The 23,674-nt window shown below is 61.1% G+C and carries 26 protein-coding genes; 19 read left to right on the forward strand and 7 right to left on the reverse strand.

Annotated elements, in window-relative coordinates:
• The first annotated feature begins 24 nt into the window (after positions 1–24).
• The 7 genes from AC1DV9_RS08580 (at position 25) to guaA (ending at position 7,057) form a co-directional block, all read left to right on the forward strand.
• A complete protein-coding gene (locus AC1DV9_RS08580) occupies positions 25–1,563 on the forward strand; it encodes a di-heme oxidoreductase family protein (RefSeq protein WP_477947239.1) in 1,539 nt (512 codons plus the stop codon).
• Entirely contained in the window at positions 1,563–2,657 is a 1,095-nt protein-coding gene (locus AC1DV9_RS08585) for an imelysin family protein (protein ID WP_477947240.1), read from the forward strand. The genes AC1DV9_RS08580 and AC1DV9_RS08585 overlap by 1 nt, the downstream gene beginning before the upstream one ends.
• Before the next feature lie 5 nt (positions 2,658–2,662).
• Positions 2,663–3,754: a DUF1513 domain-containing protein gene (locus AC1DV9_RS08590; RefSeq protein WP_477947242.1), complete on the forward strand. Its 1,092-nt coding sequence runs from the start codon at positions 2,663–2,665 to the stop codon at positions 3,752–3,754.
• 40 nt (positions 3,755–3,794) lie between these two features.
• A complete protein-coding gene (locus AC1DV9_RS08595) occupies positions 3,795–4,247 on the forward strand; it encodes a TspO/MBR family protein (RefSeq protein ID WP_477947244.1) in 453 nt (150 codons plus the stop codon).
• A 68-nt stretch (positions 4,248–4,315) separates the two neighbouring features.
• Positions 4,316–4,765, forward strand: a complete 450-nt coding sequence (locus AC1DV9_RS08600) for a PaaI family thioesterase (protein ID WP_112385167.1) — start codon at positions 4,316–4,318, stop codon at positions 4,763–4,765.
• Entirely contained in the window at positions 4,762–5,400 is a 639-nt protein-coding gene (locus AC1DV9_RS08605) for a 5'-methylthioadenosine/S-adenosylhomocysteine nucleosidase (RefSeq protein WP_112385166.1), read from the forward strand. Before AC1DV9_RS08600 ends, AC1DV9_RS08605 begins: the two co-directional genes overlap by 4 nt.
• Before the next feature lie 94 nt (positions 5,401–5,494).
• Positions 5,495–7,057, forward strand: a complete 1,563-nt coding sequence (gene guaA, locus AC1DV9_RS08610; RefSeq protein ID WP_477947245.1) for a glutamine-hydrolyzing GMP synthase — start codon at positions 5,495–5,497, stop codon at positions 7,055–7,057.
• Between the two features lie 54 nt (positions 7,058–7,111).
• Here the strand turns inward: guaA and AC1DV9_RS08615 are convergent, their stop codons facing one another.
• The gene (locus AC1DV9_RS08615) at positions 7,112–7,708 is read right to left on the reverse strand and encodes a TetR/AcrR family transcriptional regulator (RefSeq protein ID WP_477947247.1); all 597 of its coding nucleotides are present in this window, start codon (positions 7,706–7,708) and stop codon (positions 7,112–7,114) included.
• Between the two features lie 111 nt (positions 7,709–7,819).
• Between AC1DV9_RS08615 and AC1DV9_RS08620 the strand changes: the two genes are divergently transcribed.
• Positions 7,820–8,845 carry an SDR family oxidoreductase gene (locus tag AC1DV9_RS08620; protein ID WP_477947249.1) on the forward strand — a complete coding sequence of 342 codons (1,026 nt, stop codon included), beginning with the start codon at positions 7,820–7,822 and terminating at the stop codon, positions 8,843–8,845.
• 64 nt (positions 8,846–8,909) lie between these two features.
• Here the strand turns inward: AC1DV9_RS08620 and AC1DV9_RS08625 are convergent, their stop codons facing one another.
• Positions 8,910–9,473 (reverse strand): methylated-DNA--[protein]-cysteine S-methyltransferase, encoded by a 564-nt coding sequence (locus tag AC1DV9_RS08625; protein WP_477947251.1) that lies wholly within the window; start codon positions 9,471–9,473, stop codon positions 8,910–8,912.
• Positions 9,474–9,797: 324 nt separating this feature from the next.
• Between AC1DV9_RS08625 and AC1DV9_RS08630 the strand changes: the two genes are divergently transcribed.
• The 4 genes from AC1DV9_RS08630 (at position 9,798) to ybaK (ending at position 12,236) form a co-directional block, all read left to right on the forward strand.
• Positions 9,798–10,271: a 2'-5' RNA ligase family protein gene (locus AC1DV9_RS08630; protein ID WP_310293424.1), complete on the forward strand. Its 474-nt coding sequence runs from the start codon at positions 9,798–9,800 to the stop codon at positions 10,269–10,271.
• Between the two features lie 77 nt (positions 10,272–10,348).
• Positions 10,349–11,407, forward strand: coding sequence for a M14 family zinc carboxypeptidase (locus AC1DV9_RS08635; protein WP_477947253.1), 1,059 nt, complete (start codon positions 10,349–10,351; stop codon positions 11,405–11,407).
• 2 nt (positions 11,408–11,409) lie between these two features.
• On the forward strand, positions 11,410–11,760 hold the full coding sequence (locus AC1DV9_RS08640; RefSeq protein WP_477947255.1) for an ArsC family reductase: 351 nt from the start codon (positions 11,410–11,412) through the stop codon (positions 11,758–11,760).
• 2 nt (positions 11,761–11,762) lie between these two features.
• Positions 11,763–12,236 carry a Cys-tRNA(Pro) deacylase gene (gene ybaK, locus AC1DV9_RS08645; RefSeq protein WP_477947256.1) on the forward strand — a complete coding sequence of 158 codons (474 nt, stop codon included), beginning with the start codon at positions 11,763–11,765 and terminating at the stop codon, positions 12,234–12,236.
• On the opposite strand, the gene AC1DV9_RS08650 is transcribed toward ybaK, so the two are convergent.
• The gene (locus AC1DV9_RS08650; protein WP_477947257.1) at positions 12,233–12,676 is read right to left on the reverse strand and encodes a MarR family winged helix-turn-helix transcriptional regulator; all 444 of its coding nucleotides are present in this window, start codon (positions 12,674–12,676) and stop codon (positions 12,233–12,235) included. The genes ybaK and AC1DV9_RS08650 overlap by 4 nt on opposite strands.
• A 74-nt stretch (positions 12,677–12,750) precedes the next feature.
• Here AC1DV9_RS08650 and AC1DV9_RS08655 point away from each other — a divergent pair, with 74 nt between their 5' ends.
• Together AC1DV9_RS08655 and AC1DV9_RS08660 are read left to right on the forward strand one after the other, a co-directional pair.
• Positions 12,751–13,428 (forward strand): glutathione S-transferase family protein, encoded by a 678-nt coding sequence (locus AC1DV9_RS08655; RefSeq protein ID WP_477947258.1) that lies wholly within the window; start codon positions 12,751–12,753, stop codon positions 13,426–13,428.
• A 98-nt stretch (positions 13,429–13,526) separates the two neighbouring features.
• Positions 13,527–14,777: an aminopeptidase gene (locus tag AC1DV9_RS08660; RefSeq protein ID WP_477947260.1), complete on the forward strand. Its 1,251-nt coding sequence runs from the start codon at positions 13,527–13,529 to the stop codon at positions 14,775–14,777.
• Between the two features lie 52 nt (positions 14,778–14,829).
• Here the strand turns inward: AC1DV9_RS08660 and xseA are convergent, their stop codons facing one another.
• Positions 14,830–16,416 (reverse strand): exodeoxyribonuclease VII large subunit, encoded by a 1,587-nt coding sequence (gene xseA / locus AC1DV9_RS08665; protein ID WP_477947261.1) that lies wholly within the window; start codon positions 16,414–16,416, stop codon positions 14,830–14,832.
• Between the two features lie 59 nt (positions 16,417–16,475).
• Positions 16,476–18,290, reverse strand: a complete 1,815-nt coding sequence (locus tag AC1DV9_RS08670) for a hypothetical protein (RefSeq protein ID WP_477947518.1) — start codon at positions 18,288–18,290, stop codon at positions 16,476–16,478.
• A gap of 174 nt (positions 18,291–18,464) precedes the next feature.
• On the opposite strand from AC1DV9_RS08670, the gene AC1DV9_RS08675 reads away from it, so the two are divergent.
• Positions 18,465–19,490, forward strand: coding sequence for a glycosyltransferase (locus AC1DV9_RS08675; protein ID WP_112514361.1), 1,026 nt, complete (start codon positions 18,465–18,467; stop codon positions 19,488–19,490).
• The gene (locus tag AC1DV9_RS08680; protein ID WP_477947262.1) at positions 19,487–19,864 is read left to right on the forward strand and encodes a GtrA family protein; all 378 of its coding nucleotides are present in this window, start codon (positions 19,487–19,489) and stop codon (positions 19,862–19,864) included. Before AC1DV9_RS08675 ends, AC1DV9_RS08680 begins: the two co-directional genes overlap by 4 nt.
• On the opposite strand, the gene AC1DV9_RS08685 is transcribed toward AC1DV9_RS08680, so the two are convergent.
• Positions 19,865–20,851 (reverse strand): Gfo/Idh/MocA family protein, encoded by a 987-nt coding sequence (locus AC1DV9_RS08685; protein ID WP_477947264.1) that lies wholly within the window; start codon positions 20,849–20,851, stop codon positions 19,865–19,867. It abuts the gene before it with no gap.
• 180 nt (positions 20,852–21,031) lie between these two features.
• Here AC1DV9_RS08685 and AC1DV9_RS08690 point away from each other — a divergent pair, with 180 nt between their 5' ends.
• Positions 21,032–21,979: an aldo/keto reductase gene (locus tag AC1DV9_RS08690; RefSeq protein WP_477947266.1), complete on the forward strand. Its 948-nt coding sequence runs from the start codon at positions 21,032–21,034 to the stop codon at positions 21,977–21,979.
• A gap of 11 nt (positions 21,980–21,990) precedes the next feature.
• Entirely contained in the window at positions 21,991–22,434 is a 444-nt protein-coding gene (locus AC1DV9_RS08695) for an N-acetyltransferase family protein (RefSeq protein WP_477947267.1), read from the forward strand.
• Here the strand turns inward: AC1DV9_RS08695 and AC1DV9_RS08700 are convergent.
• Entirely contained in the window at positions 22,424–23,041 is a 618-nt protein-coding gene (locus tag AC1DV9_RS08700; RefSeq protein WP_477947268.1) for a hypothetical protein, read from the reverse strand. The genes AC1DV9_RS08695 and AC1DV9_RS08700 overlap by 11 nt on opposite strands.
• 323 nt (positions 23,042–23,364) lie before the next feature.
• On the opposite strand from AC1DV9_RS08700, the gene AC1DV9_RS08705 reads away from it, so the two are divergent.
• Positions 23,365–23,658 carry a hypothetical protein gene (locus AC1DV9_RS08705; RefSeq protein ID WP_112538347.1) on the forward strand — a complete coding sequence of 98 codons (294 nt, stop codon included), beginning with the start codon at positions 23,365–23,367 and terminating at the stop codon, positions 23,656–23,658.
• Positions 23,659–23,674: the final 16 nt, after the last annotated feature.

Raw genomic sequence — 23,674 nt, forward strand, 5'->3', positions numbered from 1 at the left:
AAACAGGGCGGCCCGAACTCCGAAATGCCCCACCCACCGGCTCGCCGTCTCTATCTCAGCGTCGCGCTTCTCGCCATGCTTGCCGGTCTTCCCGTCGCGCTCGCCGCCAATTTCGATCTGCCGGTGAAGCGGACCGATCTTTCCGATGCCGACATGAAGCGGGTGGCAGACGTGACGCGCCCGACCTCGGACTTCTCCAAAGCCGAGCCTTACGAGGCGATGCAGGCCGGGGCAGCGACATCGATCGATCCCGTCACCGAAGACAGTTTCTCGCATATCTCCGCCAACATTCCCTTCGAGGAAGAGCAGAACTTCCGGCTCGGCAATGCGCTGTTCAAGAAGCTCTGGGTATCGGCACCATCCTCGACACAGGCTTCCGATGGGCTTGGCCCACTGTTCAACGCACGCTCCTGCATGAGCTGCCACGTCAATGATGGGCGCGGCAAGCCGCCGGAGGGCGGTGCCAGCGCAACGTCGATGGTCCTGCGGCTGGCGCGGCCACCAAAGACATCAGCGGAAGAAAAGGCGATCGCCGATGCCGAAACGGTGAATTTTCCCGATCGGGTCTACGGGCATCAGCTGCAGGACCTCGCAGTTCCTGGCCTTGCCGCCGAAGGCAAGATGGCGATCCGCTATACCGAAAGAAGCGTGATGCTGGCGGGCGGCGAAACCGTCATGCTGCGTACGCCCGAATATTCGGTGACCGGTCCCGCCTATGGGCCGCTCGATCCGGCGACGACAATTTCGCCGCGCGTCGCACCGGCAATGATCGGGCTTGGCCTCATCGAAGCGATCCCGGCGGCAGATATCCTGGCGCATGCCGATCCTGACGACCGAGATGGCGATGGAATCTCCGGCAAGGCTGCGATCGTGCGCGATCACCGCACCGGCGACATCGCGCTCGGCCGCTTCGGCTGGAAGGCGCAGAACGCCACGGTGCGCGACCAGAGCGCCGACGCTTTCTCCAACGATATCGGCATCTCAACCCCCGACCGGCCGGATGCCTATGGCGACTGCACGGATGCCGAGACCAAATGCCGCAAGATGCCGACGGGCGTTCAGAAGCGGCTCGGCAACGAGGAGGCGCCCGGGCCGGTGCTCGACCTTGTGACCTTCTACTCCGCCAACCTCGCAGTACCCGCCCGCCGCAAGGCGAGCTTTCCGGATACGCTGCGCGGCAAGCAGCTGTTTTATCAGTCCGGCTGCATCTCCTGCCACGTTCCGAAATTCGTCACCCGTCGCGATACGGCTGAAAAAGCTCAATCTTTTCAGCTGATCTGGCCCTATTCCGATTTTCTGCTGCATGACATGGGCGATGGACTGGCCGACGGTCAGCAGGTCGGGCTTGCAAGCGGACGTGAATGGCGCACCCCGCCGCTATGGGGTATAGGACTGACCCGGACTGTCAGCGGACACAGCTTTTTCCTGCATGACGGCCGCGCCAGGAACCTCACCGAAGCGATCCTATGGCATGGCGGCGAAGCAGAAAAAGCCCGCAACGCATTCTCCTCTCTGCCGAAAGACGATAGAGAGGCCCTGATCAGATTCCTGGAGTCCCTGTAATGCGCCTTTGGCAGCCTCTCGTTCTTTCGCTTGCCCTTGCCGGCCAGGCAGCCGCACAGACGGCAGCGCCTCCCTCAGGTCTCAACGAAGATGCCGTGCCGCAGGTGATGGCCCGCGCCGTCGACGAGGTGATCCGCCCCGGCTACCGCAACATGCAGCAGTCGGCGGCCCGGCTGACGACGGTGATGAAAGACCTTTGCGCCGACGGCACGCAGCAGACGCTCGACAAGGCGAAGTCGACCTTCGACGATACGATCCGCTACTGGTCGAATATCGAGATCGTCCAGACAGGACCGGTCATTCACGACAACCTCTTCGAACACATCCTATTCTTCCCCGATCGCAAGGGCGTCGGCCTCAAGCAGGTCCAGGCGCTGATCGCCAAGGCCGATCCGAAGGATACGACCGTCGATGCGATCGCCGGCAAGAGCGTTGCACTGCAGGGCCTGACGGCGCTGGAATACGTACTCTATGGAAACGGCTCGGAAGATCTGATCAAGCAGAAGAACGGCTTCCGCTGCCAATATGGCGCGGCCGTCGCCGGCAATATCCAGCGCGAGGCCGGCGAAGTCGTCGCCGCCTGGGAAAAGCCCGATGGCGTGCAGGCGAGCTGGAAACATCCAGGCCCTGAGAGCGAAGACTTCATGGACAACAAGGAAGCCGTCACAGCACTGCTCGGCATCCTCGTCCATGGCGCCGAGACGGTGCGCGACCAGCGGCTGGAACAGTTCTACAAGGGCAAGGACACGGCACCGCGGCCGCGCATGGCGATCTACTGGCGCTCCAAGAACACTTGGAAGTCGATGACGGCCAATATCGAGGGGCTGCGTACGCTCTGGCAGAAGGCTGGCATGGCCGAGCTGCTGTCGGCCGACAAGAAACCAATTGCCGATGCGATCGACGCCAATTTCAAGACGTTGCTCGACACGGTGCCGAAGCTCAATCCTGACATCGACGGCGCGACCAGCGATGCCGAGAAGGCCAAGCTCGATGCATTTCTGGCGACCAGCCGCGACCTGATCACCCGGATCAGCGATGATTTCGGTGGTGCGGTCGGCCTTTCGGCCGGTTTCTCCTTCTCCGACGGAGACTGATGCCAATGTGGCGCAGCGCTGCGATCGACCGGCGCGGCTTCATGAAGGCCGCAGGCGTGACGTTTCTTGCGGCGCTGCAGCCGCGCAGCCTGTTTGCGCTCGAGCGCGCCGACGCTGTCTACGCCTCCGGCATCCGGGCAGCTGACGGCTCTTTCGCGGTGGCGACGGTTACCGAGCGCGGAGAGATCGTCGATCAGGTAGCCTTGCCTGCCCGTGCGCATGGCATGGCCTTCAGCAAGGCGACCGGCAGGACCGTGGCCTTTGCCCGCCGTCCCGGCACCTATGCGATGATCTTCGACCCCTGGAACACGGGCGAGCCCGTTGTCATCACCTCGTTCGAGGGCCGGCATTTCTACGGGCACGGCGCCTTCTCTCCCGATGGCCGCATCCTCTATGCCAGCGAGAACGATTTCGACGCCAATCGCGGCATGATCGGGCTTTACGACGCGACCGATCGCTTCGCCCGGATCGGCGAGTACGAAACCTATGGCATCGGCCCGCACGACATGACGGTTTCCGATGACGGCAAGATGCTGATCATTGCCAATGGCGGCATCGAAACGCATCCGGATTTCGGCCGCGCCAAGCTCAATCTCGACAATATGCAGCCGTCTCTGGCGCTGATCGACGCGGCATCAGGCGCGCTCATCGAGCGGCGCACCTTGCCGCCGCAATGGGCGCAGGTCTCGACCCGGCATGTCGATCTCGATGCCGATGGCCGCGTCTGGTTTGCCTGCCAATACGAAGGGTCGCGGCGTGATCTTCCGCCGCTGGTCGGCCACTTCTCCAAGGGCGAGGATCTCACCCTCATCGACCTGCCAGAGGACACGACGCGGCGGCTCGGCAGCTATGTCGGCGCAATTGCCGTCAACCGTGCCGACCGGCTGATCGGCATCACCTCGCCGAAGGGTGTTTCGGTCACCATCGATGGGCGCACGGGGCGGATGGTTGCAGAAGACGCTCTGCCGGATGCGGCAGGTATCGCGCCCGCGGAACACGGGTTTGCAGTCTCTTCCTATGAAGGTGAATTCCTTGGGACCCAGAGCGATGTGGCATGGGATCAACACATCGTCCGAATTCAGCGCAAAGGCGCCTGACATCGCTGGACCGCGGGCCGCACGGCCCTAATTCCGCAGCATGAACAAAGCGCTCACCTATATCGTCTTCATTGCCGTCTCCCTTGGAGGCGGCCTGCTGATCGGCACCAACAATCTTCCCGGCGAATGGTATCAGTCGCTGGCCAAGCCGGTCTTCAATCCGCCGAACTGGATCTTCGGCCCCGTGTGGTCGATCCTCTACGTGCTGATCGGCATTGCCGGCGCGCGGACCTGGCTGCGCGGCCACCTCTCGGCAGCCATGCTGATCTGGGCCGGGCAGATGGTCCTCAACTTCCTCTGGTCGCCATTCTTCTTCGGTGCCGAGATGCCGAAGGCAGCGCTGGTGGTCATCGTTATCCTGCTCGGGCTGGTGCTTGCATTCATTGCCAATCGCTGGTCCTCGGACCGGATATCCGCCACCCTTTTCCTGCCCTACGCCGCATGGGTCGGCTTTGCGACAATTCTCAACGCCTCGATTGCCTACCTGAACTGATTTACCCCTTGGCATCCTTGTCGAATCCGGCGCGCCGTGCCACTTTCGCGGCTCGAAGGGGACAAGGCATGAGCGTCGGTAACAACGGTGATTTCCGCGAACGGATAAGGCAGAGCTTTTCGCGCCAAGCGGCGATGGAGACGATCGGAGCGGAACTGACGCGCGTCGAACACGGCGTCGTCGAGATCGAACTGCCGTTCGACGTGAAACTGACACAGCAACACGGCATTTTGCACGCGGGCATCATCTCTGCCGCGCTCGACAGCGCCTGCGGTTTCGCCGCCTACACGATGATCGATGCCGATGCCTCGATCCTGACAATCGAATTCAAGGTGAACCTGATGTCTCCAGGCAGGGGTGATCGCTTTCTCTTCCGGGGAGAGATCACCAAGCCGGGCAGCAACATCATCGTCGCAGACGGGCGCGGCTACGCGATCGGCGACGGTCCGGCCAAGCTGATCGCATCGATGACAGGCACGATGATGGTCGTGCGGGGAAGAGAGGGAATTACCGGATGAAGTTCGAACTGAAATCCGTTGCCGGAAAATCGATCCTGTTCGTAATGGCAGCGGAGGCGGAATACGGTCCATTCCTCAAGTCCCGCTTCGAGCCGTTGATGACCGGTATCGGTCCTGTCGAAGCAGCTGTGGCGATGACCAAGACGCTGACGCGGCTGGATGCCGCCGACGATCTCCCGCAACTCGTCGTCTCGCTGGGATCCGCAGGCTCTGCCAAGCTGGAGCAGACGGAAGTCTACCAGGTTTCCTCGGTCGCTTATCGCGACATGGATGCCTCGCCGCTCGGTTTCGAGAAGGGCAAGACGCCGTTTCTCGATCTTCCTGCGACGCTCGACCTGCCTCTGCGCATTCCCGGCATCCCCGAGGCGACGCTTTCGACCGGCGGCAACGTCATTTCAGGCGCCGCCTATCAGACGATCGATGCCGATATGGTCGATATGGAAACTTTCGCGATCCTGCGGGCCTGCCAGGGATATAACCTGCCGCTGATCGGGCTGCGCGGTATTTCCGACGGCATCGAGGAACTGCAGCATATTTCCGGCTGGACGGAATATCTGCATGTCATCGACCGCAAGCTTTCCTATGCCGTGGACAGCCTCTTTACAGCGCTCGAAGACGGTGTCTTCTGGTTCTGAAAGCCTTGCAGGCAGGGACAATCGGGACAATAAAATCGGCCAGGCCGTGATTTCCCGCATTGCAAGACCGGGTGCTATTCATTAAAGGCTCGCCATGACCCAGACAGCACATCCCGACAGCGTTCTCATCGTCGATTTCGGCAGCCAGGTAACCCAGCTGATCGCGCGCCGTGTGCGCGAAGCGGGCGTATACTGCGAGATCGTTCCCTTCCAGTCCGCCGAAGAGGGCTTCAAGCGCCTCCAGCCGAAAGCCGTGATCCTGTCCGGCAGCCCGGCCTCGACGGTCGATGAAGGATCGCCCCGTGCGCCGCAGATCATCTTCGACAGCGGCCTTCCTGTCTTCGGCATCTGCTATGGCCAGCAGACCATGTGCATGCAGCTCGGCGGCAAGGTCGAAAGCGGCCATCATCGCGAATTCGGCCGCGCCTTCCTTGAGGTCGATGAGGACAGCAAGCTGTTCGAGGGCCTCTGGTCGAAGGGCTCGCGCCACCAGGTCTGGATGAGCCATGGCGACCGCGTTACCGCGCTGCCTGATGGCTTCAAGGTCGTGGCAACCTCGCCGAACGCGCCTTATGCCTTCATTGCCGACGAGAAGCGCAAATATTACGGCGTGCAGTTCCACCCGGAAGTGGTGCACACCCCGGACGGCGCCAAGCTGATCGGCAACTTCATTCACAACATCGCCGGCATCAAGGGCGACTGGTCGATGTCGGCCTACCGCCAGAAGGCGGTCGATACGATCCGCGAGCAGGTCGGCGACAAGCGCGTGCTCTGCGCCCTCTCCGGCGGCGTCGACAGCTCCGTTGCGGCGCTTTTGATCCACGAAGCGATTGGCGACAAGCTGACCTGCGTGCTAGTCGATCACGGCCTGATGCGCAAGGACGAGGCGGCCAATGTCGTCGCCATGTTCCGCGAACACTACAATCTGCACCTGATCCATGTTGATGCATCCGACAAGTTCATCGGCGAGCTCGAAGGGGTCAGCGATCCCGAGACGAAGCGCAAGATCATCGGGCGCCTGTTCATCGAGACCTTCGAGGAAGAGGCCAAGAAGCTCGGCGGCGCCGATTTCCTCGGCCAGGGCACGCTCTATCCTGATGTGATCGAAAGCGTCTCCTTCACCGGCGGCCCCTCGGTGACCATCAAGTCGCACCACAATGTCGGCGGCCTGCCCGAGCGCATGAACATGCAGCTCGTCGAGCCGCTGCGCGAACTCTTCAAGGACGAAGTGCGCGTGCTCGGCAAGGAGCTCGGCCTGCCCGACAGCTTCATCGGCCGCCACCCCTTCCCGGGTCCGGGTCTGGCGATCCGCTGCCCAGGCGGCATTACCCGCGAAAAGCTGGAAATCCTGCGTGAAGCCGACGCCATCTATCTCGACGAAATCCGCAAGGCCGGTCTCTACGACGCGATCTGGCAGGCTTTCGCGGTACTGCTGCCGGTCCAGACCGTCGGCGTCATGGGAGATGGCCGCACCTACGAATTCGTCTGCGCGCTGCGCGCCGTGACCTCGGTCGACGGCATGACGGCGGATTTCTACCACTACGACATGGAATTCCTCGGCCGCGCCGCCACCCGCATCATCAACGAAGTCCGCGGCATCAATCGTGTGGTCTATGACGTGACGAGCAAGCCGCCGGGCACGATCGAGTGGGAGTGAGGGCGAGAACGCCCTTGCTTTCGCTTAGATCGTTTCGAGTCTGATCGGAAGCGCCTATTTCTTCGGTTCGATCAGGCTTGCAATGACCGGCGTCAGCAGTTCGACGAGCAAAGCCGGTTCCGCTTTCGTCAGCGGTTCAAGTTCGAGCATCTGCCGCATCATCTGCACACCTGCAACAACCGCCAGAAATAGAGCTGCACGCTCTGAAGCGTGGTCCCCTGAAATGGCCCCGGTCGCGGCGGCGTGATGCACTTTGGCGATACGCTCACGGGCAATTCGCGCCGCTGTCGCACTTCCAGTGGAGCGAAACAGGATCAGAAATCCGTCAAGCGGCACCTTGCCTTGCGTCGTCACCCCGACGAGCGCTTCCGCAAAGGCGCGGGATAACTCGGCCCGCTTCAGATTGTCCTGTGACAGGATGATCGGATCCCGCATCGTGTCGGTGACCACTTCACCGAACAAACCTTCCTTCGATCCGAAATAGCGCCCAACCATCATCGCGGTAACACCCGCTGCCTCAGCGATGCCACGCAGGCCAGCGCCATCATAACCATGTTCAGCGAAGGCTTTTCGTGCGGACGCGAGGATTGCGGCACGTGTCGCATCGGCTTTGGCGGCCCGGCTCGTGTGCGGCTGCGTTGATTTCATCATACACCCGTAGACTTAATTCGAAATTCAGTATACGGTCGTATATTGAATATAACAACCGCGGTCCGTTCTCACTCTACAACGCCGATCGCTCAATATCCTGAGGAGTTTCATATGGACGAACTTGTCCTCGTCACGGGCGGAACCGGCTTTATCGCACAACACTGCATCATCGCCCTGATCAATTCCGGTTACCGTGTCAGAACAACCGTGCGATCGTTGTCGCGCGAGGCAGAAGTGCGAGCCAACCTGAAAGCCGGTGGTGTCGAGCCCGGCAAGCGGCTGTCTTTCGTTGCCACTGATCTCAGTTCCGACGATGGATGGGCGGAAGCGACAACTGGCTGCACCTACGCTTTTCACGGCGCTTCACCCACGCCCTCCGGAACCTATGCTAGCGAGGAAGAATGGATCAAGCCTGCAGTCGATGGCAACCTCCGCGTTCTACGTGCTTCGCGCGATTCGGGCGTAAAGCGGGTTGTGCTCACCTCGGCGTTTGGAGCAATCGGCGCTGGGCACAAGCCCCTCGCCCGCCCCTTCGTCGAGACCGACTGGACCGATCTGACCGGAAACGTCGCGCCCTACCAGAAATCGAAGACCCTTGCCGAACGGGCGTCATGGGACTTCATTGCCAACGAAGGCCGCGGGCTGGAGCTCGCGTCTGTCAACCCCACCATGGTACTCGGACCGGCGCTGGGGGCGGATTATTCGCATTCGATCCGCACGATCAGAGAAATGCTGGAGGGTCAGCCCGGATACCCGAAGATCAAGACCTGCGTGGTCGATGTGCGGGATGTCGCCGAGCTGCATCTGCGTGCCATGACCGATCCTGCTGCAAACGGCGAACGCTTCCTGGCCACCTCAGGCGAAGGGCTTTGGCTGGCGGAAATTGCTAAGCTGCTTAAAGAGCGTATGGGCATGGCTGCTAGCCGTGTCTCGACGCGTGTGTTGCCAAACATACTCGTGCGTTCGATGGCTCTCGCCAACCCAGCAATGAAAGGTCTCGTGCCGCTTCTAGGGGCCAAACTGGACGCCAGCGGAGAAAAGGCAGAACGCCTGCTCGGCTGGACGCCTCGCTCGCGAGAAGAGGCAATTGTGGCCAGCGCCGAAAGTCTGCTAAGGTTGGGCCTTGTCAAAACCTGATTGCCGATGAGCAGATCCCGCCGTAAACTCGAAAGGCAGATGGGAGCAGAATCCCTCTCGCTGCCTAAAACCCCAGCGACTGCTGGGCCGGTTCAGGCGGACCGAGGTTGACACCCTCCAGTTCCAGCATCTTCGCCTTGGAGTTCGCCCCACCGGGGGCGGAGAAGCCGCCGAGCTTGCCGCCGGCGGCGAGGACGCGGTGGCAGGGGATGATCAGCGCAACCGGATTTTTCGCCAGGGCCTGACCGACGTCGCGGGCGGCTTCCGGGCCGCGGCCGAGTTCCTTTGCAAGCGTGCCGTAGGTCGTCGTCCTGCCCCAGCCGACGCGCCGGGCGGCGGCGTAGATTTCCCGGAAGAACTCATCCTGATTGGACAGATCCACCGCAACATCTGAGAAGTCCACAGTCTCCCCGGCGAAATAGCGTTTGACGGATTCGATCGTCGCCGCGACCGCGGCCGGCGGATCTGCGCGAAGACCTGATGACAGTCGCTTCAGCAGCAACTGTTCGGTCGAATGCCCGGATTTGGTCGGCAGCTGGAAGCGGACGATGCCGGCGGCATTCCAGGCTATGCCGCAAAAGCCGCCTGCGGTCTCGAAGATGCAGTAGTGATGCGTTGCCTCGCTCATGACGCAACCTCCATGATTGACTGCTCCAAAGATCGTATGCCTGCGCGCGGCCATCAACCCGATTCTTGCGCGCAACCGTCATCTCAACAGCTCGATTATTTGTTCTCTTTTTGTTCTTGTCAATTCCTGCACTGATTGCTAGCCTCTGGTCCTTCATGAGGAGGCGGCGGTTGCCGGTTGAAGATGGTTGCTCAAAACCAGACGGAATTTTCGTTTGACCGTGCGTCGGGGCCGGCGCCGAGTCACGGCGGAGCGGATCGAAAGCCTTTCAACGTCTATTTTGCACTGCGCCCCGACGAGCGGGCGGCAGAGCAGACGAGGCGCATGGCGGGTGATCTGCGGCGGCGTTTCGGCTTGCGGGAGAAGCCACGGCCCAAGCGCCTGCTCCACGTCTCGCTCTGCCATCTCGGGGAATGGGATGCGATCCCGCCGAGCATGCTGTTCGATGGTCTGGCGGCCGCCGCTGCCGTCAGAATGCGCCCCTTCAAGCTGACCTTCCGGCGCGCCGTGAGTTTTCGCCAGGGCAAGCCGGCACTGGTTCTGCGGGCAGACGAAGGGCGGCAAGAGGTTCTCTCATTGCATGCGCAGCTCGCCTTGTCGCTGCTCAACCGCGGCGTCAGCGTCCGGGTTCAGCCGAAGCTCGAGCCGCATATGACGCTGCTCTATGATTATCGCAGCGTGCCCGAGACGATCCTTTCGGAGCCGATCGTCTGGACGGCGAAGTCTTTCGTGCTGGTCAACAGCCTCGTCGGCGAAGGCCGGCATGTGGATATCGAAGAATGGCCGCTGCTTGGATGAGGAGCCCCTATTGACGCTTGCGCCGGTGCGGCGGAGTTGCTTAAAGCTGCTCCCAGCAGATTTTGCGGAGTGCTGACATGGATACGACCGAGATCATCATTCCTGGCGATACGCCGGGCATCGAATGGCGCCTGCCGGTGCTGCATTTCGAGGGCAGCGACCCGCACGCGCCGCGGATCTACATTCAGGCGGCGCTGCATGCCAATGAGCTACCGGGAACGGCACTGCTGCATTTCCTCTGCCGGAAGCTCAGAGCTGCCGAAGATGCCGGAAGGATCGCTAGCGACATTACGATCGTTCCGCAGGCCAACCCGATCGGCGCGGCGCAATCCCATTTCGGCGAGCTGCAGGGACGTTTCGATCTCGGATCGCGCACCAACTTCAATCGTGACTTCCCGCTGATTTCGCTGCGCGACCGCGATACGCTGGTAGAGAGTCTCGACCGGTATCCGGCTACGGATCGTCTCAAGCGGCAGCTGATCCACATGGCACTCGGCGCCGATCTGGTGCTCGATCTGCATTGCGACGATGAATCACTGCAATATGCCTATATCGACGAGGCCTTCTGGCCCGAGGCGGCCGATCTGGCCAGCGCTCTGTCGATGGATGCCGTGCTGCTTTCGGATGGCGAAAGCTCGGCTTTCGAAGAGGCCGTCGGCTTTGCCTGGAAATACGAGGTGCCCGGCGAGAAGCGCAGCCGCTTGCCCGGCAAGCTCTCCGTAACGGTGGAGCTTCGCGGCCGCCGCGACGTCTATCCTGACATGGCATCTGCTGATGCCGATGGCGTCTTCGCCTTCCTCGCCGCCCGCGGGGCGATCAGGGACAGCGCACCTCTCGGTGCTTTCACCGGACCCGCCGTGCCGCTCGACAATATCGAGATGATCCGCACGCCGGTTGCCGGCACCCTTCTTTTCCACCGCGACATCGGCGAGACGGTCGCTGCCGGCGATCTTTTGGCAACCATCGTCGCGCGGCCGGGCATGGCCGATGGCGAGACGGACATCCGTGCCCCGCAGGCAGGCTTGATCGTGACGCGCACGTCCGACCGGCTGGTGCGGCGGCGCGCAGACCTGATGAAGATTGCCTGCGGCGAGCCAAGCACGGCGCTGCGCAAGGCCGGCACGCTGGAAGACTAACGATGGCAACGACGATTTACGGCATCAAGAACTGCGACACGATGAAGAAGGCCCGCACCTGGCTCGAGGAGAATGGGGCGGGCTACGACTTCCACGATTATAAGGCCTCGGGCATCGACCGGGCACATCTGGAAGACTGGGTCGGCAAGGCCGGATGGGAAACGGTGCTGAACCGTGCAGGAACAACCTTCCGTAAGCTGACGGATGCCGATCGCGAGAACCTGACGCGCGACAAAGCGATCGCGCTGATGCTGGAGCAGCCTTCGATGATCAAGCGCCCGGTGCTGGAGCATGACGGCAAGCTGCTTGTCGGTTTCAAGCCTGATCTCTACGCTGCCGAATTCGGAAAGTGATCATGTCGAAGACGACGCGTGCCACGCAGGTCCTTGCCAAATCGGGCGTCGAATTCGCGGTCCATACCTATGACTACGATCCGAACGCCGAACGCGTCGGCCTGCAGGCGGCGGAAGCGCTCGGCGAGGAGCCACACCGGGTTCTGAAGACACTGATGGCCGAAGTCGATGGCAAAGCGGTCTGCGTCGTCGTTCCATCCGACCGTGAAGTGAGCATGAAGAAGCTGGCCGCAGCCTTTGGCGGCAAGTCCGCGAACATGATGAAGCCTGCCGATGCCGAACGGCTGACCGGCTATCATGTCGGCGGCATCAGCCCCTTCGGCCAGAAGAAGCTTGTGCCGACGGCCCTTGAGGAAGCGGCACTTGCGGAAGCGCTGGTCTATATGAACGGCGGGCAGCGTGGACTGCAGGTGAGGCTCGCGCCTGGAGATGCGCTCAAGGCGATGAACGCAAAGGCGGCATCGCTGATCGCCTAGGTCGACAGGTTCTTCAAAAGGCCTGCAAGCGCTTTTGCGGACGCATCGTCGAGCTTCGAGCCGACATGCCTTTCGATCGCTTTCGAATAGACCACCCACATCCGCTCGCGAAGCGCCCGGCCCGCATCGGTCACGACCACCCATCGGCCACGGCCATCCTCCGCAAATGCCTCGCGGCCGACCAGCCCCTCACGTTCGAGCCGGTCGATCAGGCGCGAGAGATTGTATTGTGCCAGCAGCGTGCGCTCCTCGATCTCGAAGGGCCTCAGACGGCTATCGGGCGCGCGGACCAGTTCCCACAAGACATCGTACCAGCCGAGCGGCGGCATGCCCGCCTGTTTCAGATCGGCCTCGATTGCCAGAAGCAACTTCTGCTGTGCACGCATGATACCGATCCACGCTTCGGTGGCGGCATCGGATGGGGTGGTTTTCTCCGGCATGGATGCAATTACATCTATCTTGACGGATGCCGCAAGCGTATTTATATGCAATTGCATCTATCATGGAGATACCGATGCTCAAGCTGACCCTCATCTCGCACCATCTCTGCCCTTACGTGCAGCGCGCCGCGATCGCGCTCGGCGAAAAGGGCGTCCCGTTCGAGCGTGTTGTCATCGACCTCGACAACAAGCCCGAGTGGTTTTCGAAGATCTCGCCGCTCGGCAAGGTTCCGCTGCTGCTTATCGAGGACGATGGCGAACAGACAGCGCTCTTCGAAAGCGCGGCAATCTGCGAATATCTGGACGAAACACAGCCGGGGCCGAGACTGCATCCCGGCGATGCGTTGCTGCGGGCGCGGCATCGCGGCTGGATAGAGTTCGGCTCGTCCATCCTCTCCGATCTCTGGACCTATGAGACGACAGGCGATGCACGGCAGCTGGAAGACAAGCGCAAGGTGATTGCCGGAAAATTCAGAACCATCGAGGCGGAACTCTCGGCCGGCCCGTTTTTCGCTGGCGATAATTTCAGCCTGGTCGATGCCGTCTTCGCGCCGATTTTCCGGTATTTCGACGTTTTCGATACGCTCGGCGAAAGCAATATCTTCAACGGGCTGCCAAAGGTGCAGGCATGGCGTAGCGAACTTGCGAAACGCCCCAGCGTGCGCGCGGCGGCCGCACCCGATTATCCGGAAAGGTTGATGGCATTTCTTGAAAAGCATCAGTCGGCACTGCTTCGGCAAACGGCTGCCTAGGGCCACATTCTCAAGCGGCGAATTCGATGCATCGAGCTTCATTTTCGCCGCAAACGGGTCTAAGTCTGCTGCCTGCAATTTATCAGGAGGTCCCGACCATGAACTTCATGCCCCAGAACCATTCGATCGACCCGGTCAAGCTGGATAAGCTTGCCGAGGTCGCGGTGAAGGTGGGCCTGCAGCTGCAGAAGGGCCAGGATCTGGTCATCACGGCGCCAGTCGTTGCCATTCCGCTCGTCCGCCTGATCACCAAGCATGCCTACCAGGCCGGCGCCGGCTTGGTGAATGCCTTCTATTCCGACGAGGAATCGACGCTCGCCCGCTATCAGTATGCGAGCGACGAGAGCTTCGATCGCGCCTCCGGCTGGCTCTACGATGGCATGGCCAAGGCCTATGCCAACAATGCCGCCCGGCTTGCCATCGCTGGCGACAATCCGATGCTGCTTTCGGACCAGGATCCGGGTAAGGTCAGCCGCGCCAACCGCGCCAATTCAAGCGCCTACAAGCCGGCGCTCGAGAAGATCTCGAATTTCGACATCAACTGGAACATCGTTTCCTATCCAAACCCTTCCTGGGCCAAGCTCGTTTTCCCCAATGATCCCGAAGCGATTGCCGTTGCCAAGCTCGCCAAGGCGATCTTTGCCGCGTCGCGCGTCGATCTCGATGATCCGATTGCCGCCTGGGCAGAGCACAACGGCAACCTCGCCAAGCGTTCGGCATGGCTGAACGGCCAGCGCTTCGCCTCCCTACACTTCACCGGACCGGGCACGGATCTGACGGTCGGGCTTGCCGACGGCCACGAATGGCATGGCGGCGCATCGACGGCGAAGAATGGCATTACCTGCAACCCGAACATCCCGACCGAAGAGGTCTTCACCACGCCGCATGCGCTGCGCGTCGAAGGCCATGTGTCGAGCACCAAACCGCTCTCGCATCAGGGCACGCTGATCGACAATATTCAGGTGCGCTTCGAAGGCGGCCGCATCGTCGAGGCCAAGGCGTCGCGCGGGGCCGAAGTGCTGAACAAGGTGCTGGATACCGACGAGGGCGCACGCCGCCTGGGCGAGGTGGCACTGGTTCCGCATTCCTCGCCGATCTCGGCCAGCGGCATCCTGTTCTACAACACGCTGTTCGACGAGAATGCCTCCTGCCACATCGCGCTCGGCCAGTGCTATTCGAAGTGCTTTGTGGATGGCGCAACGCTCAGCCAGGACCAGATCAAGGCGCAGGGCGGTAATTCGAGCCTGATCCATATCGACTGGATGATCGGTTCCAACAAGGTCGATATCGACGGCATCAAGCCAGATGGATCGCGGATGCCGGTCATGCGCCAGGGCGAGTGGGCGTAACGGCAATCCGGGCTGGCGCGCGATACCATCGAGCGCCGGCTCTCCCGGCGTCCTAGAAAAGGCTTCCCTGCTTCGGAGGGGGCGCCTGTTCGCCGGACTTGGGCGGACGCTTCTTCGTCGCTGGCGGCGCTCCGCCCTCGGTGGTTACGGCACCGATGCGGCCATCCGAGAATTCGATCGAGATCCCGGAACCTGCCGTCAGCATGGCGGCCTGCGAGACCGGCCGGTCCTCATCATCCCTGATAACGGCATAGCCGCGCTTCAGCACGTTCTTGTAGGAAAGCGACTGCAGCACCCGATCCTGAGCCGCCAGCTCTCCGCGCGCCCGTGTCAGCTGATGGCGCACGGCCGTGTCGCCATGGCGGGACAGATTGGCAAGGTGATCGCGCATCCGGGCGGTCTGCGTCGTCAGGCGCGCGGGGACAGACGACAGCGTCACGCCGAAGCGCTCGACCCGGCCTTTCAAGGCATCGATACGGCGCTCGACGATGCGCTCGGCCCGCGTCATCCGCTCGGCCAGCATCTGCCGCCGCTCGGTGATCCTGTTGGACAGCACATCCGGGCGCAGATGCGATGCCACGCGCTCGAAACTGCGGCGCTTGTTGATGGTATTGAGTTCCAGACCGCGACCAAGACCGGACGCTGCCTCATCGAACCGGCGGCGCGGCAGAGCCAGCAGCTGATCGAGCGATGGCAGCGCGCGCATCAGCGCCCGCACGGACTGGCGGCGATGATCCATCTGCCGTGTCATACAGCCTTGAAGACGGGCGGAAAGGCCGGCGATCTGCGCTTCCAGTTCCGCCTTGACCGGCACCGCCATTTCAGCCGCACCCGTCGGTGTCGGCGCCCTGACATCGGCCGCGTAATCGATCAGAGTCCAGTCCGTTTCGTGACCGACGGCCGAAATCAGCGGGATGGCGCTTTCGGCAGCGGCACGAACGACGATCTCGTCGTTGAAGCTCCACAGATCCTCAAGACTGCCGCCGCCGCGGGCAACGATCAGAACATCGGGCCTTGGCATCTCGCCCGAAGGCTCGAAAGCGTTGAAGCCGCGGATGGCATTGGCAACCTCTTCGCCGGATCCCTCGCCCTGCACCTTCACCGGCCAGACAAGCACATGAACGGGAAAGCGATCGGAGATGCGGTGAAGAATATCGCGGATGACGGCGCCCGTCGGCGAGGTGACCACACCAATTATCTTCGGCATGTAGGGAAGGCGGCGCTTGCGCGCCGGATCGAAAAGCCCCTCGGCACCGAGTTTGCGCTTCCGCTCCTCGATCAGCGCCATCAGCGCGCCGGCACCGGCCGGCTCCAGCGTTTCGATGACGATCTGGTATTTGGACGATCCCGGGAACGTCGTGATCTTGCCGGTGGCGATAACCTCCATGCCTTCCTCAGGCCGGAAGCGGAGACGCGAGAAAACACCCTTCCAGATGACGGCATCGATGCGTGCGCGGTCATCCTTCATCGAAAAATAAGCGTGGCCGGACGAATGCGGCCCGCGATAACCGGAGATCTCGCCGCGCACGCGGACCTGATCGAATGCGGTCTCGACCGTGCGCTTGATCGATCCCGATAGTTCGGAGACAGAATATTCCGTGAGGTTTGTTGGCGAATCGCCGTCGAAGACATTGCTCATGTCTTCGTTCTATCCGAAGTACGGCAAAAGATCAGCCGGAAGATCGCCGGTCCGCGGCGTCAATCCACCGGCTTGAAGAGGAAATACTGGACGCCTTCAGCCTTGGCATAGGGCTGAAGATAATCCGGCACATTGCCTTTGGCTAGCTGGGCGTAGAGGCCGTCAGGCTTGAGTTTTGCTAGCTGTGCCGAGGACACATCCTCCTGGCAATAAGCCAGTGCAGTCGCCCCCACGCCACGCAGGAACGCCTCTGCCTCCTTGGGCTCGGCCAAGCCGATATGCAATTCCGTGAGCATGCCTCGCGGGTTGCGGTGATAGGGGGCCGTCAGCACATGCTGGGCGCTGAACCGGAGGATCGGTACGCCCATTTCCCACGGCGCGACGATCATGCCTTGTGGCATGTTGTCGAGCGGCGCTATTGCCTGACGCGATTTGCAGGCGGATTCGGGTTCGTCTTCGCTTGCAACGGCGCTGGCCGCCGGGTTCACCTGCATCGCAACAAGATCGCCGGCGACGCCCCAAGCTGCCGGAACGCTGCCGATCACCACGAGGATGTAGCAGAGTGCCGCTGCAATATTTTCCCGGTCTGCATTGGAAACCTTGCGCACATCAATGATCAGAAGGGTCAGAGGCAGGATCGCCAACATGTTCGAGAACGTCGCACCCCGCACCTGCACCAGGGCGATAGCAAAACTAACCCCCAGCAGGAAAAGAAGCGTCAGGTGAACTTCCACGCGGTCGCGTTGCATGATGCGGAACACGCATATGGCGACACCGAAAAGGCCGGTCGCATAGAAGGCACCCAGAATATACGTTTCGGTGCGTGCCATCTCCACGAAGGATCGTGCCTCGGAGATGCTATCCAACCAAAGCTCGACAAGCATCGGATCAAGATTGCTCAGCGGATTCTGCAGGCATTGCGGCGCGATAAGCAGCGCGGAGATCGCGATGCAAAGGCCAACACCGGCGAGTACGGCAAAACGCATGAGGCGCGGCGCCCTGCTCGCAAAGGCGGCGGCAACGAAAAGTAAACCACCACCGATCGCTGACAGGCTATAGAAACCAAGCGAGAGATTGTCGCAGGTCACGGCCGAATAAAGCCGTGGCGGGACGGTGCCGAAGAAGAAGATACTGATGAAGACGGCAAGCGACAGGCCAAAGGCCTTTGCGGCACTCGCATAAACATCTCCATGCCACGCCCAGGCAATCGCAACGATCAGACAGATGGAGGCGACTGCCGGCGTTGTTTCGGCGCCGATCGCGATCGCGACTGCGGCACAAAATCCGGCGACGGCGAAACTCCATCCGCGATATTTGTCGTCGAGCAGCATTGCCACCATCATCGCGACGAGGCCCATCTGCGCATTGTGATGATCGATCGCGCCGGGCAAGAACCGGCCGCTCGTCAAGATCATCAAGAAAGTCAATGCGAGCGAGATGTGCATTGCCAGCGCGCCGCCGATACGGCGGCCGGCGATCGCCATTGCAAGCATCAAGGGCAGGACGAGCGAAATCGGCCAGACCGCGAGTGCCAGCGCCTCCGCTCGCTCTCCGGAAAAGAACAGTCCGAAAAACTTGATCAGCGCGGCAATCGGCAAATCGATCAGGCGCGACCAATGCATCAATGTCCCGCCAACGCCGAGACGATACTGCATGAGATCGAACCAGCCCTGACCGGCCAGCAGATCACGAACCTCGACAAGCCGCATGCCATCGTCATTGTCCGGACCGACGTAGTCCTTCGCATGCGGCAGCTTGATAAACAGGATCGCCACGAGCAAGACTGCGCTATAGGCGAATACAGAGGGCCAAAGCCGCGAGAACAGCGCCTGAAATCGTGCAAGCTTGCTGCCTGAAGGGGAAATGGCGGTCATCTCTACAGCGTTCGTCATTTCGGGAACTCGTTGCCAGTTCCAGCTGGTTTATCAGCAGGCGATCAAGAAAGAGTAAAACGTGCCAGTTGGGCGCAAGTGGCTGCCTGCGTCATAGCGTCTTATTAACATTGGCTGACTTATACTGCGCCCCGGCCAAACCCGGTGAGCAAGATCATGAACAGATCGCAGAACGATACCCCATCCATTGCTGTGCTCCTCCCCTGCTACAACGAGGCAGCAACGATCGGCGCCGTGGTTCGCGGGTTCAAGGCAGCGCTTCCCGAGGCCCAGATCTATGTCTACGACAACAATTCCACCGACGGCACCGCGCTGCATGCAATGCTGGCCGGCGCGAATGTCGTGCGCGAGCGGCGTCAGGGCAAGGGCCATGTCGTGCGCCGGATGTTTGCCGATATCGATGCCGATATCTACCTGATGGCCGATGGCGACGGCACCTATGCACCGGAAGACGGCGAAGACCTGATCCGCACTCTTCTGACGGAGCGCGCCGACATGGTGGTCGGCACCCGCCGGAACGTCCGCGCCGACGCAGGCCGTCAGGGCCACGCCTTCGGCAACCGGATTTTCAACGTCCTCTACCGGACGATCTTCGGTCCGGATTTTACCGATATCTTTTCCGGCTACCGCGCCTTCTCGCGCCGTTTCGTCAAGAGTTTTCCGGCGGTATCGGGTGGCTTCGAAATCGAGACCGAAATGTCGGTCCATGCCTCGCGCTTGAAGCTACCGGTCAGCGAGCTCGAGCTCGATTACGGCCGCCGGCCGGAAGGTTCGCATTCCAAGCTCTCCACCTTCAGGGACGGCGGCAAGATCCTCTGGATGTTTGCCATGCTGATGAAGGAAACGCGGCCCTTCGCCTTCTTCGGGATCATCAGCGCAACATTCATGCTGGCAAGCCTTGGTTTCATGACGCCCGTGCTGGCAGAATATTTCGCGACCGGTCTCGTCAGCCGCATGCCGACCTGGGTTCTGTCCATGGCGCTGATGATGATCTCGTTCATGCTTTTCACCGCGGGCACGATCCTTGATTCCGTTGCGCGCTCACGGGCGGAGCAGCTGCGCATCCACTATATGGCAGCTGGTGCCGCAAGCCGACGCGAGCGGCAGCGCACAGAGCTTTCCGAGAATATTGCCGAGCCGGCGCGCAAGCCTGTCGCGGCCCGCAAGGCAGGTGCCGCGTGAAAAAGCTGCTGCGCTTCGGCATCGCCGGCGGGATTGGCTTCGTTGTCGACGCCGGATTACTGATGCTTATGCTGCATTTCACACCGCTCGGCCCGTTCATCGCCCGGCTGATTGCGATCGCGCTGGCGATGGTCGTCACCTGGATCTTCAATCGGACATTCACCTTCGACCGCTCGCCGCATTCGCTTGCCGTCGAAGGTTTCCGTTACGGGTCCGTCGGGATCACGTCTGCGCTCGTCAATTACGGCCTCTACGCCGCCCTGCTGTTGACGATGCCCGCGCTGCAGCCACTGGCGGCGCTGGGGCTTGCCACCGCCGCCTCGATGTTCTTCAGCTTCTTCGGCTATTCCCGCTTCGTTTTCCGCAGCGAGTGATCAGACCGGCTCCCAGCCGTCCTTCTCGCTGGCGCGATAGATCGCGTCGATCACCTTCTGGTTCAGCTTCGAATTTTCCAGCGTGACGATCTCTTCCTGCTCGCCCTTGGCGGCGCGGGCAAAGGCTTCCGCCTGCTTGCGATACTGGCGGCTGTCCTGGAAGCGGAAGATGGTCGACTGGTTGTGGGCGCGATTGCTGAGCTCGATCTCCTCAGGCCCCCAGCGGTCAGCATTGAACGGCGACTTCACCTCGATGAAGCCTTCGGTGCCGTGGAACACCATCAGCTGGCGGTTGGCCATCTGCGTCGAGATGTAGAAGCTCAGCTCGAAATCGCCGAAGTCGGCTTTCACGCTCGAATAGACATCGGTGCCGAATTCCGGATCGCGCTCGGTAACGGCCTGGATGCGCAGCGGCTCCAGACCGGTCGAGAAGCGGGTGCTGATCGTCGGGTAGACGCCGATATCGGGCAGGCCGCCGCCGCCAAGCTCGGGGATGTTGCGCATGTTGCCCGGATCGCGGTTGAAATAGGTGAAGACACCCTGGACATGGCGTAGCTTGCCGATGGCGCCCTCGGCGATCAGCGAGCGGACTTTGCGCCAGACCGGTGCATAGGTGACCATGAAAGCTTCCGAGATCAGCACCTTGTTGCGGTCCCGCGCCGCGATCAGCTTGTCGATCTCCGCAGCCTTCAGCGCGATCGGCTTTTCGCAGAGGACGTGCTTGCCGGCATCCGCCGCCTTGATCGCCCATTCGATATGCTGCGACGTCGGCAGCGGGATGTAGACGGCGTCGATCGTGTCGGATGCCAGCATTTCTTCATAGGAGCCGAAGGCATGCGGGGCAGAGAAACGGTCCGCCATCTCACGGGCGCGGGCCAGATCACGGCTAGCGACGGCGGTGACGACGCAATTTTCGGCATCCTGAATGGCGGGCACGACAGCCTCACGACCGATCTTGGCGGTGGAAATGATACCGAAACGCAGCATGGATGAGCCTCCCAAAGGTTGATTGCGCGCACCTTATTCACCGGGCGGCAGGCAGGCAATGGCGCGGCTGCAGATCACGAAAGTTTGGTTTCCTTCGGCGCCGGGCTGCACTAGGTTATTTTCCGGCGGCGTTCTGCCGTGTCTGCACTTTCAATTAAATCAGCACTTTAGGAGAGCGCCATGGAAATGCGCCGGCTTGGAAAAACAGGTCTTTCAATTTCCCCGATCGTTTTCGGCGGCAACGTTTTCGGCTGGACTGCCGACGAAAAGACATCCTTCGAGATTCTCGATGGCTTCTTCGACGCCGGTCTCAACACGATCGACACCGCAGACGTCTATTCGGCCTGGGTTCCGGGCAACAAGGGTGGCGATTCCGAGGAGATCATCGGCCGCTGGTTGAAGAAGGGGAAGGTGGCGCGCGACAAGGCTGTCATCATCACCAAGGTCGGCTCCGACATGGGCCAGGGCAAGACGCTGAAGGAGCAGTATATCCTCAAAGCAGTGGAAGACTCCCTGCGCCGTCTGCAGACGGATTACATCGACGTCTATCTCTCCCATTGGCCGGATGCCGATACGCCACATGAGGAAAGCCTGACCGCCTATGCCAAGCTGAAGCAGCAGGGCAAGGTCCGCTCCTTCGGCTGCTCGAACTACGATGCGCCATTGCTTCAGGCATCCCTGGACGCGGCCGACAAGGCCGGGCTGCCGCGCTACGACGTTCTGCAGCCGGAATATAATCTCTACGAGCGCTCAAGCTTCGAGGGACCGCTTGCCGATCTTTGCGTCAAGGAAGACATCGGCGTGATCACCTATTTCAGTCTGGCCGCCGGCTTTCTCTCCGGCAAATACCGCACCAAGGCCGATACGGAAGGCCGGGCGCGCGAGGGGCGCGTTTCCCAATATCTCGACGCCAAAGGCATGCGCATCCTCGACGCGCTCGACAAGGTTGCCGCTGAAACAGGCGCCAAGCCTGCAGAAATTTCGCTCGCCTGGTTGCTGAACAAGAAAGGCGTGACGGCGCCGATTGCCAGTGCTACCAGCCTTTCGCAGCTCGAAAGCCTGGCAAAGGCCGCGAGGCTGCAGCTTTCCAGCGACGCTATGGCGCTGCTCGACAAGGCAGGCGCCTGAGGAGATAATCAATGACCGTGACGATCCGGGATGCGAGACCTGAAGATGAAAGCCGCTGGCGGGACCTCTGGAAGGACTATCTCGAATTCTATGACGTCACCGTCGATGAAAGCATCACCGATTCCACCTGGCGCCGGGTCTTCGATCCGGCGTCGGCAATCTTCATGCGTGTTGCCGAGGTAGAAGGCGCTGTCGCCGGCTTCAGCTTGTCGCTGACGCATGAGGGTACCTGGATCCATGGTAAGGACTGCTATCTCGAGGATCTCTTCGTCGATCAATCGATCCGCGGCAAAGGTATCGGGCGCGCCCTGCTCGACGATCTCGTCGATCTCTGCAGGACGAACGGCTGGTCGCGGCTCTACTGGCATACGAGCGAGAGCAACGCGCGGGCACGGGCACTCTACGACAGCTATGTCGAGAGCGACGGACATATCCGGTACCGTATCAATATCTGAGCGGCGGGAAGCCCTGGTAGAATTCGGAATGATCACCCTCCCAGTTGGTCATGCCTGACTTGGTCAGGATACCTCGCGGGCGCACGTAGCTCTGGATGATCCGCCGCGGACGCTCGTGCCATTGAATGTTGAAAGCCCATAGCTTCGGGAAGAAGCAGAGCGCCGCGTAGGGAAGCTTGTCGTGGATCCACCAGGCAAGCCGCTGCCAATCCTGTTCGTCGCGGTAGGTGTCGACGAGCCAAGGGACCACAACGCAGGCTGTTGCTCCCATGCAACCGTCGAGATCCCGCATATCCCAGATATGATCGGCTGCCGTCGCCGCATTTGACGAGCAGTTCAGCTTGTTCCTGTTGCCGAAGCCGTTCACTTCGGCGGACCGGTATCCCGACCGGATGTGAAGGCGGCCGAACGTCGCCTGCAGTGGTTCCAGAAGCTCCTCGCAAAGCCGCCTGCCCGCCTCGATCGCGAATTCCGGATCGTCGGGAATATTCGGAATGCGATAGAAATCGGCTATCTCGGAATGCAGGAAGTCGCGGAAGAAAAAATTCTTCGACAGGCGCGCACGTCCCATGTCTTCCAAAGACTTCATCGATCCCGGCTTTTTCATCAGCGCCCTCCTCTTACCACGCAGAGCATCGGCGAATTCGCTGCGTGTTTCCACCCGGTTTCGGCAAAACGGTCGCGATCCCGGGGTTGGTAGCGCGGCGCTGGCCCGCAAAGTAATTCGCGCCACCGCGTGCGCCAGAAAAGCGAAACGGCAGAAAATCGAGACCCCGCACGCGTCACGGATCAATAAAGGCAGCGGATCCGGCGAATAAAACGGCTCGCAACTTATAATACCAAAGGTATTGCGGCTTTCGCACAACCTAGCCTTCTTTTTGCATCGACCGGCACTAGTTAGAAGGCGTGACCGGAAATGGGGGACAAATCATGCCGGATGCCAAGAAGGACAGTGCTAAAGCGACATCAAGCAATCTGTCCGATATCGAAGGCCGTATGCTCGTGCTGGAAATCGTGGCGATGACATCGCTCGCCATGGTGCTTGATACATCCGATCCCGAGAATGCCAAAATCGGTCGAGGCGTGCTCTATCTCATCCGCGAGGCGGTGGAGAAAAAGTGTGAGGAAATGAACCTGTCCGAAGAGGCGACGGATACGGCGCAAGTGTATGTGGAGGAGCTTCTCCAGACAGCGATGCATTCGCTCTTTCCGGAAAAACACTAGGGATAAAGAAAAACCG

Source organism: Rhizobium sp. 01L410, from assembly GCF_056400165.1.

Coding starts and splice junctions, on each gene's coding strand:
- AC1DV9_RS08635 (WP_477947253.1), top strand. CDS start 10,349: ATGGATACGACCGAGATCATCATTCCTGGCGATACGCCGGGCATCGAA.
- AC1DV9_RS08600 (WP_112385167.1), top strand. CDS start 4,316: ATGAGCGTCGGTAACAACGGTGATTTCCGCGAACGGATAAGGCAGAGC.
- AC1DV9_RS08685 (WP_477947264.1), bottom strand. CDS start 20,851: ATGCTGCGTTTCGGTATCATTTCCACCGCCAAGATCGGTCGTGAGGCT.
- guaA (WP_477947245.1), top strand. CDS start 5,495: ATGACCCAGACAGCACATCCCGACAGCGTTCTCATCGTCGATTTCGGC.
- AC1DV9_RS08690 (WP_477947266.1), top strand. CDS start 21,032: ATGGAAATGCGCCGGCTTGGAAAAACAGGTCTTTCAATTTCCCCGATC.
- AC1DV9_RS08670 (WP_477947518.1), bottom strand. CDS start 18,290: ATGACCGCCATTTCCCCTTCAGGCAGCAAGCTTGCACGATTTCAGGCG.
- AC1DV9_RS08605 (WP_112385166.1), top strand. CDS start 4,762: ATGAAGTTCGAACTGAAATCCGTTGCCGGAAAATCGATCCTGTTCGTA.
- xseA (WP_477947261.1), bottom strand. CDS start 16,416: ATGAGCAATGTCTTCGACGGCGATTCGCCAACAAACCTCACGGAATAT.
- AC1DV9_RS08630 (WP_310293424.1), top strand. CDS start 9,798: ATGGCGGGTGATCTGCGGCGGCGTTTCGGCTTGCGGGAGAAGCCACGG.
- AC1DV9_RS08590 (WP_477947242.1), top strand. CDS start 2,663: ATGTGGCGCAGCGCTGCGATCGACCGGCGCGGCTTCATGAAGGCCGCA.
- AC1DV9_RS08650 (WP_477947257.1), bottom strand. CDS start 12,676: ATGCCGGAGAAAACCACCCCATCCGATGCCGCCACCGAAGCGTGGATC.
- AC1DV9_RS08675 (WP_112514361.1), top strand. CDS start 18,465: ATGAACAGATCGCAGAACGATACCCCATCCATTGCTGTGCTCCTCCCC.
- AC1DV9_RS08625 (WP_477947251.1), bottom strand. CDS start 9,473: ATGAGCGAGGCAACGCATCACTACTGCATCTTCGAGACCGCAGGCGGC.
- ybaK (WP_477947256.1), top strand. CDS start 11,763: ATGTCGAAGACGACGCGTGCCACGCAGGTCCTTGCCAAATCGGGCGTC.
- AC1DV9_RS08660 (WP_477947260.1), top strand. CDS start 13,527: ATGAACTTCATGCCCCAGAACCATTCGATCGACCCGGTCAAGCTGGAT.
- AC1DV9_RS08700 (WP_477947268.1), bottom strand. CDS start 23,041: ATGAAAAAGCCGGGATCGATGAAGTCTTTGGAAGACATGGGACGTGCG.
- AC1DV9_RS08705 (WP_112538347.1), top strand. CDS start 23,365: ATGCCGGATGCCAAGAAGGACAGTGCTAAAGCGACATCAAGCAATCTG.
- AC1DV9_RS08655 (WP_477947258.1), top strand. CDS start 12,751: ATGCTCAAGCTGACCCTCATCTCGCACCATCTCTGCCCTTACGTGCAG.
- AC1DV9_RS08695 (WP_477947267.1), top strand. CDS start 21,991: ATGACCGTGACGATCCGGGATGCGAGACCTGAAGATGAAAGCCGCTGG.
- AC1DV9_RS08595 (WP_477947244.1), top strand. CDS start 3,795: ATGAACAAAGCGCTCACCTATATCGTCTTCATTGCCGTCTCCCTTGGA.
- AC1DV9_RS08620 (WP_477947249.1), top strand. CDS start 7,820: ATGGACGAACTTGTCCTCGTCACGGGCGGAACCGGCTTTATCGCACAA.
- AC1DV9_RS08640 (WP_477947255.1), top strand. CDS start 11,410: ATGGCAACGACGATTTACGGCATCAAGAACTGCGACACGATGAAGAAG.
- AC1DV9_RS08585 (WP_477947240.1), top strand. CDS start 1,563: ATGCGCCTTTGGCAGCCTCTCGTTCTTTCGCTTGCCCTTGCCGGCCAG.
- AC1DV9_RS08615 (WP_477947247.1), bottom strand. CDS start 7,708: ATGATGAAATCAACGCAGCCGCACACGAGCCGGGCCGCCAAAGCCGAT.
- AC1DV9_RS08580 (WP_477947239.1), top strand. CDS start 25: ATGCCCCACCCACCGGCTCGCCGTCTCTATCTCAGCGTCGCGCTTCTC.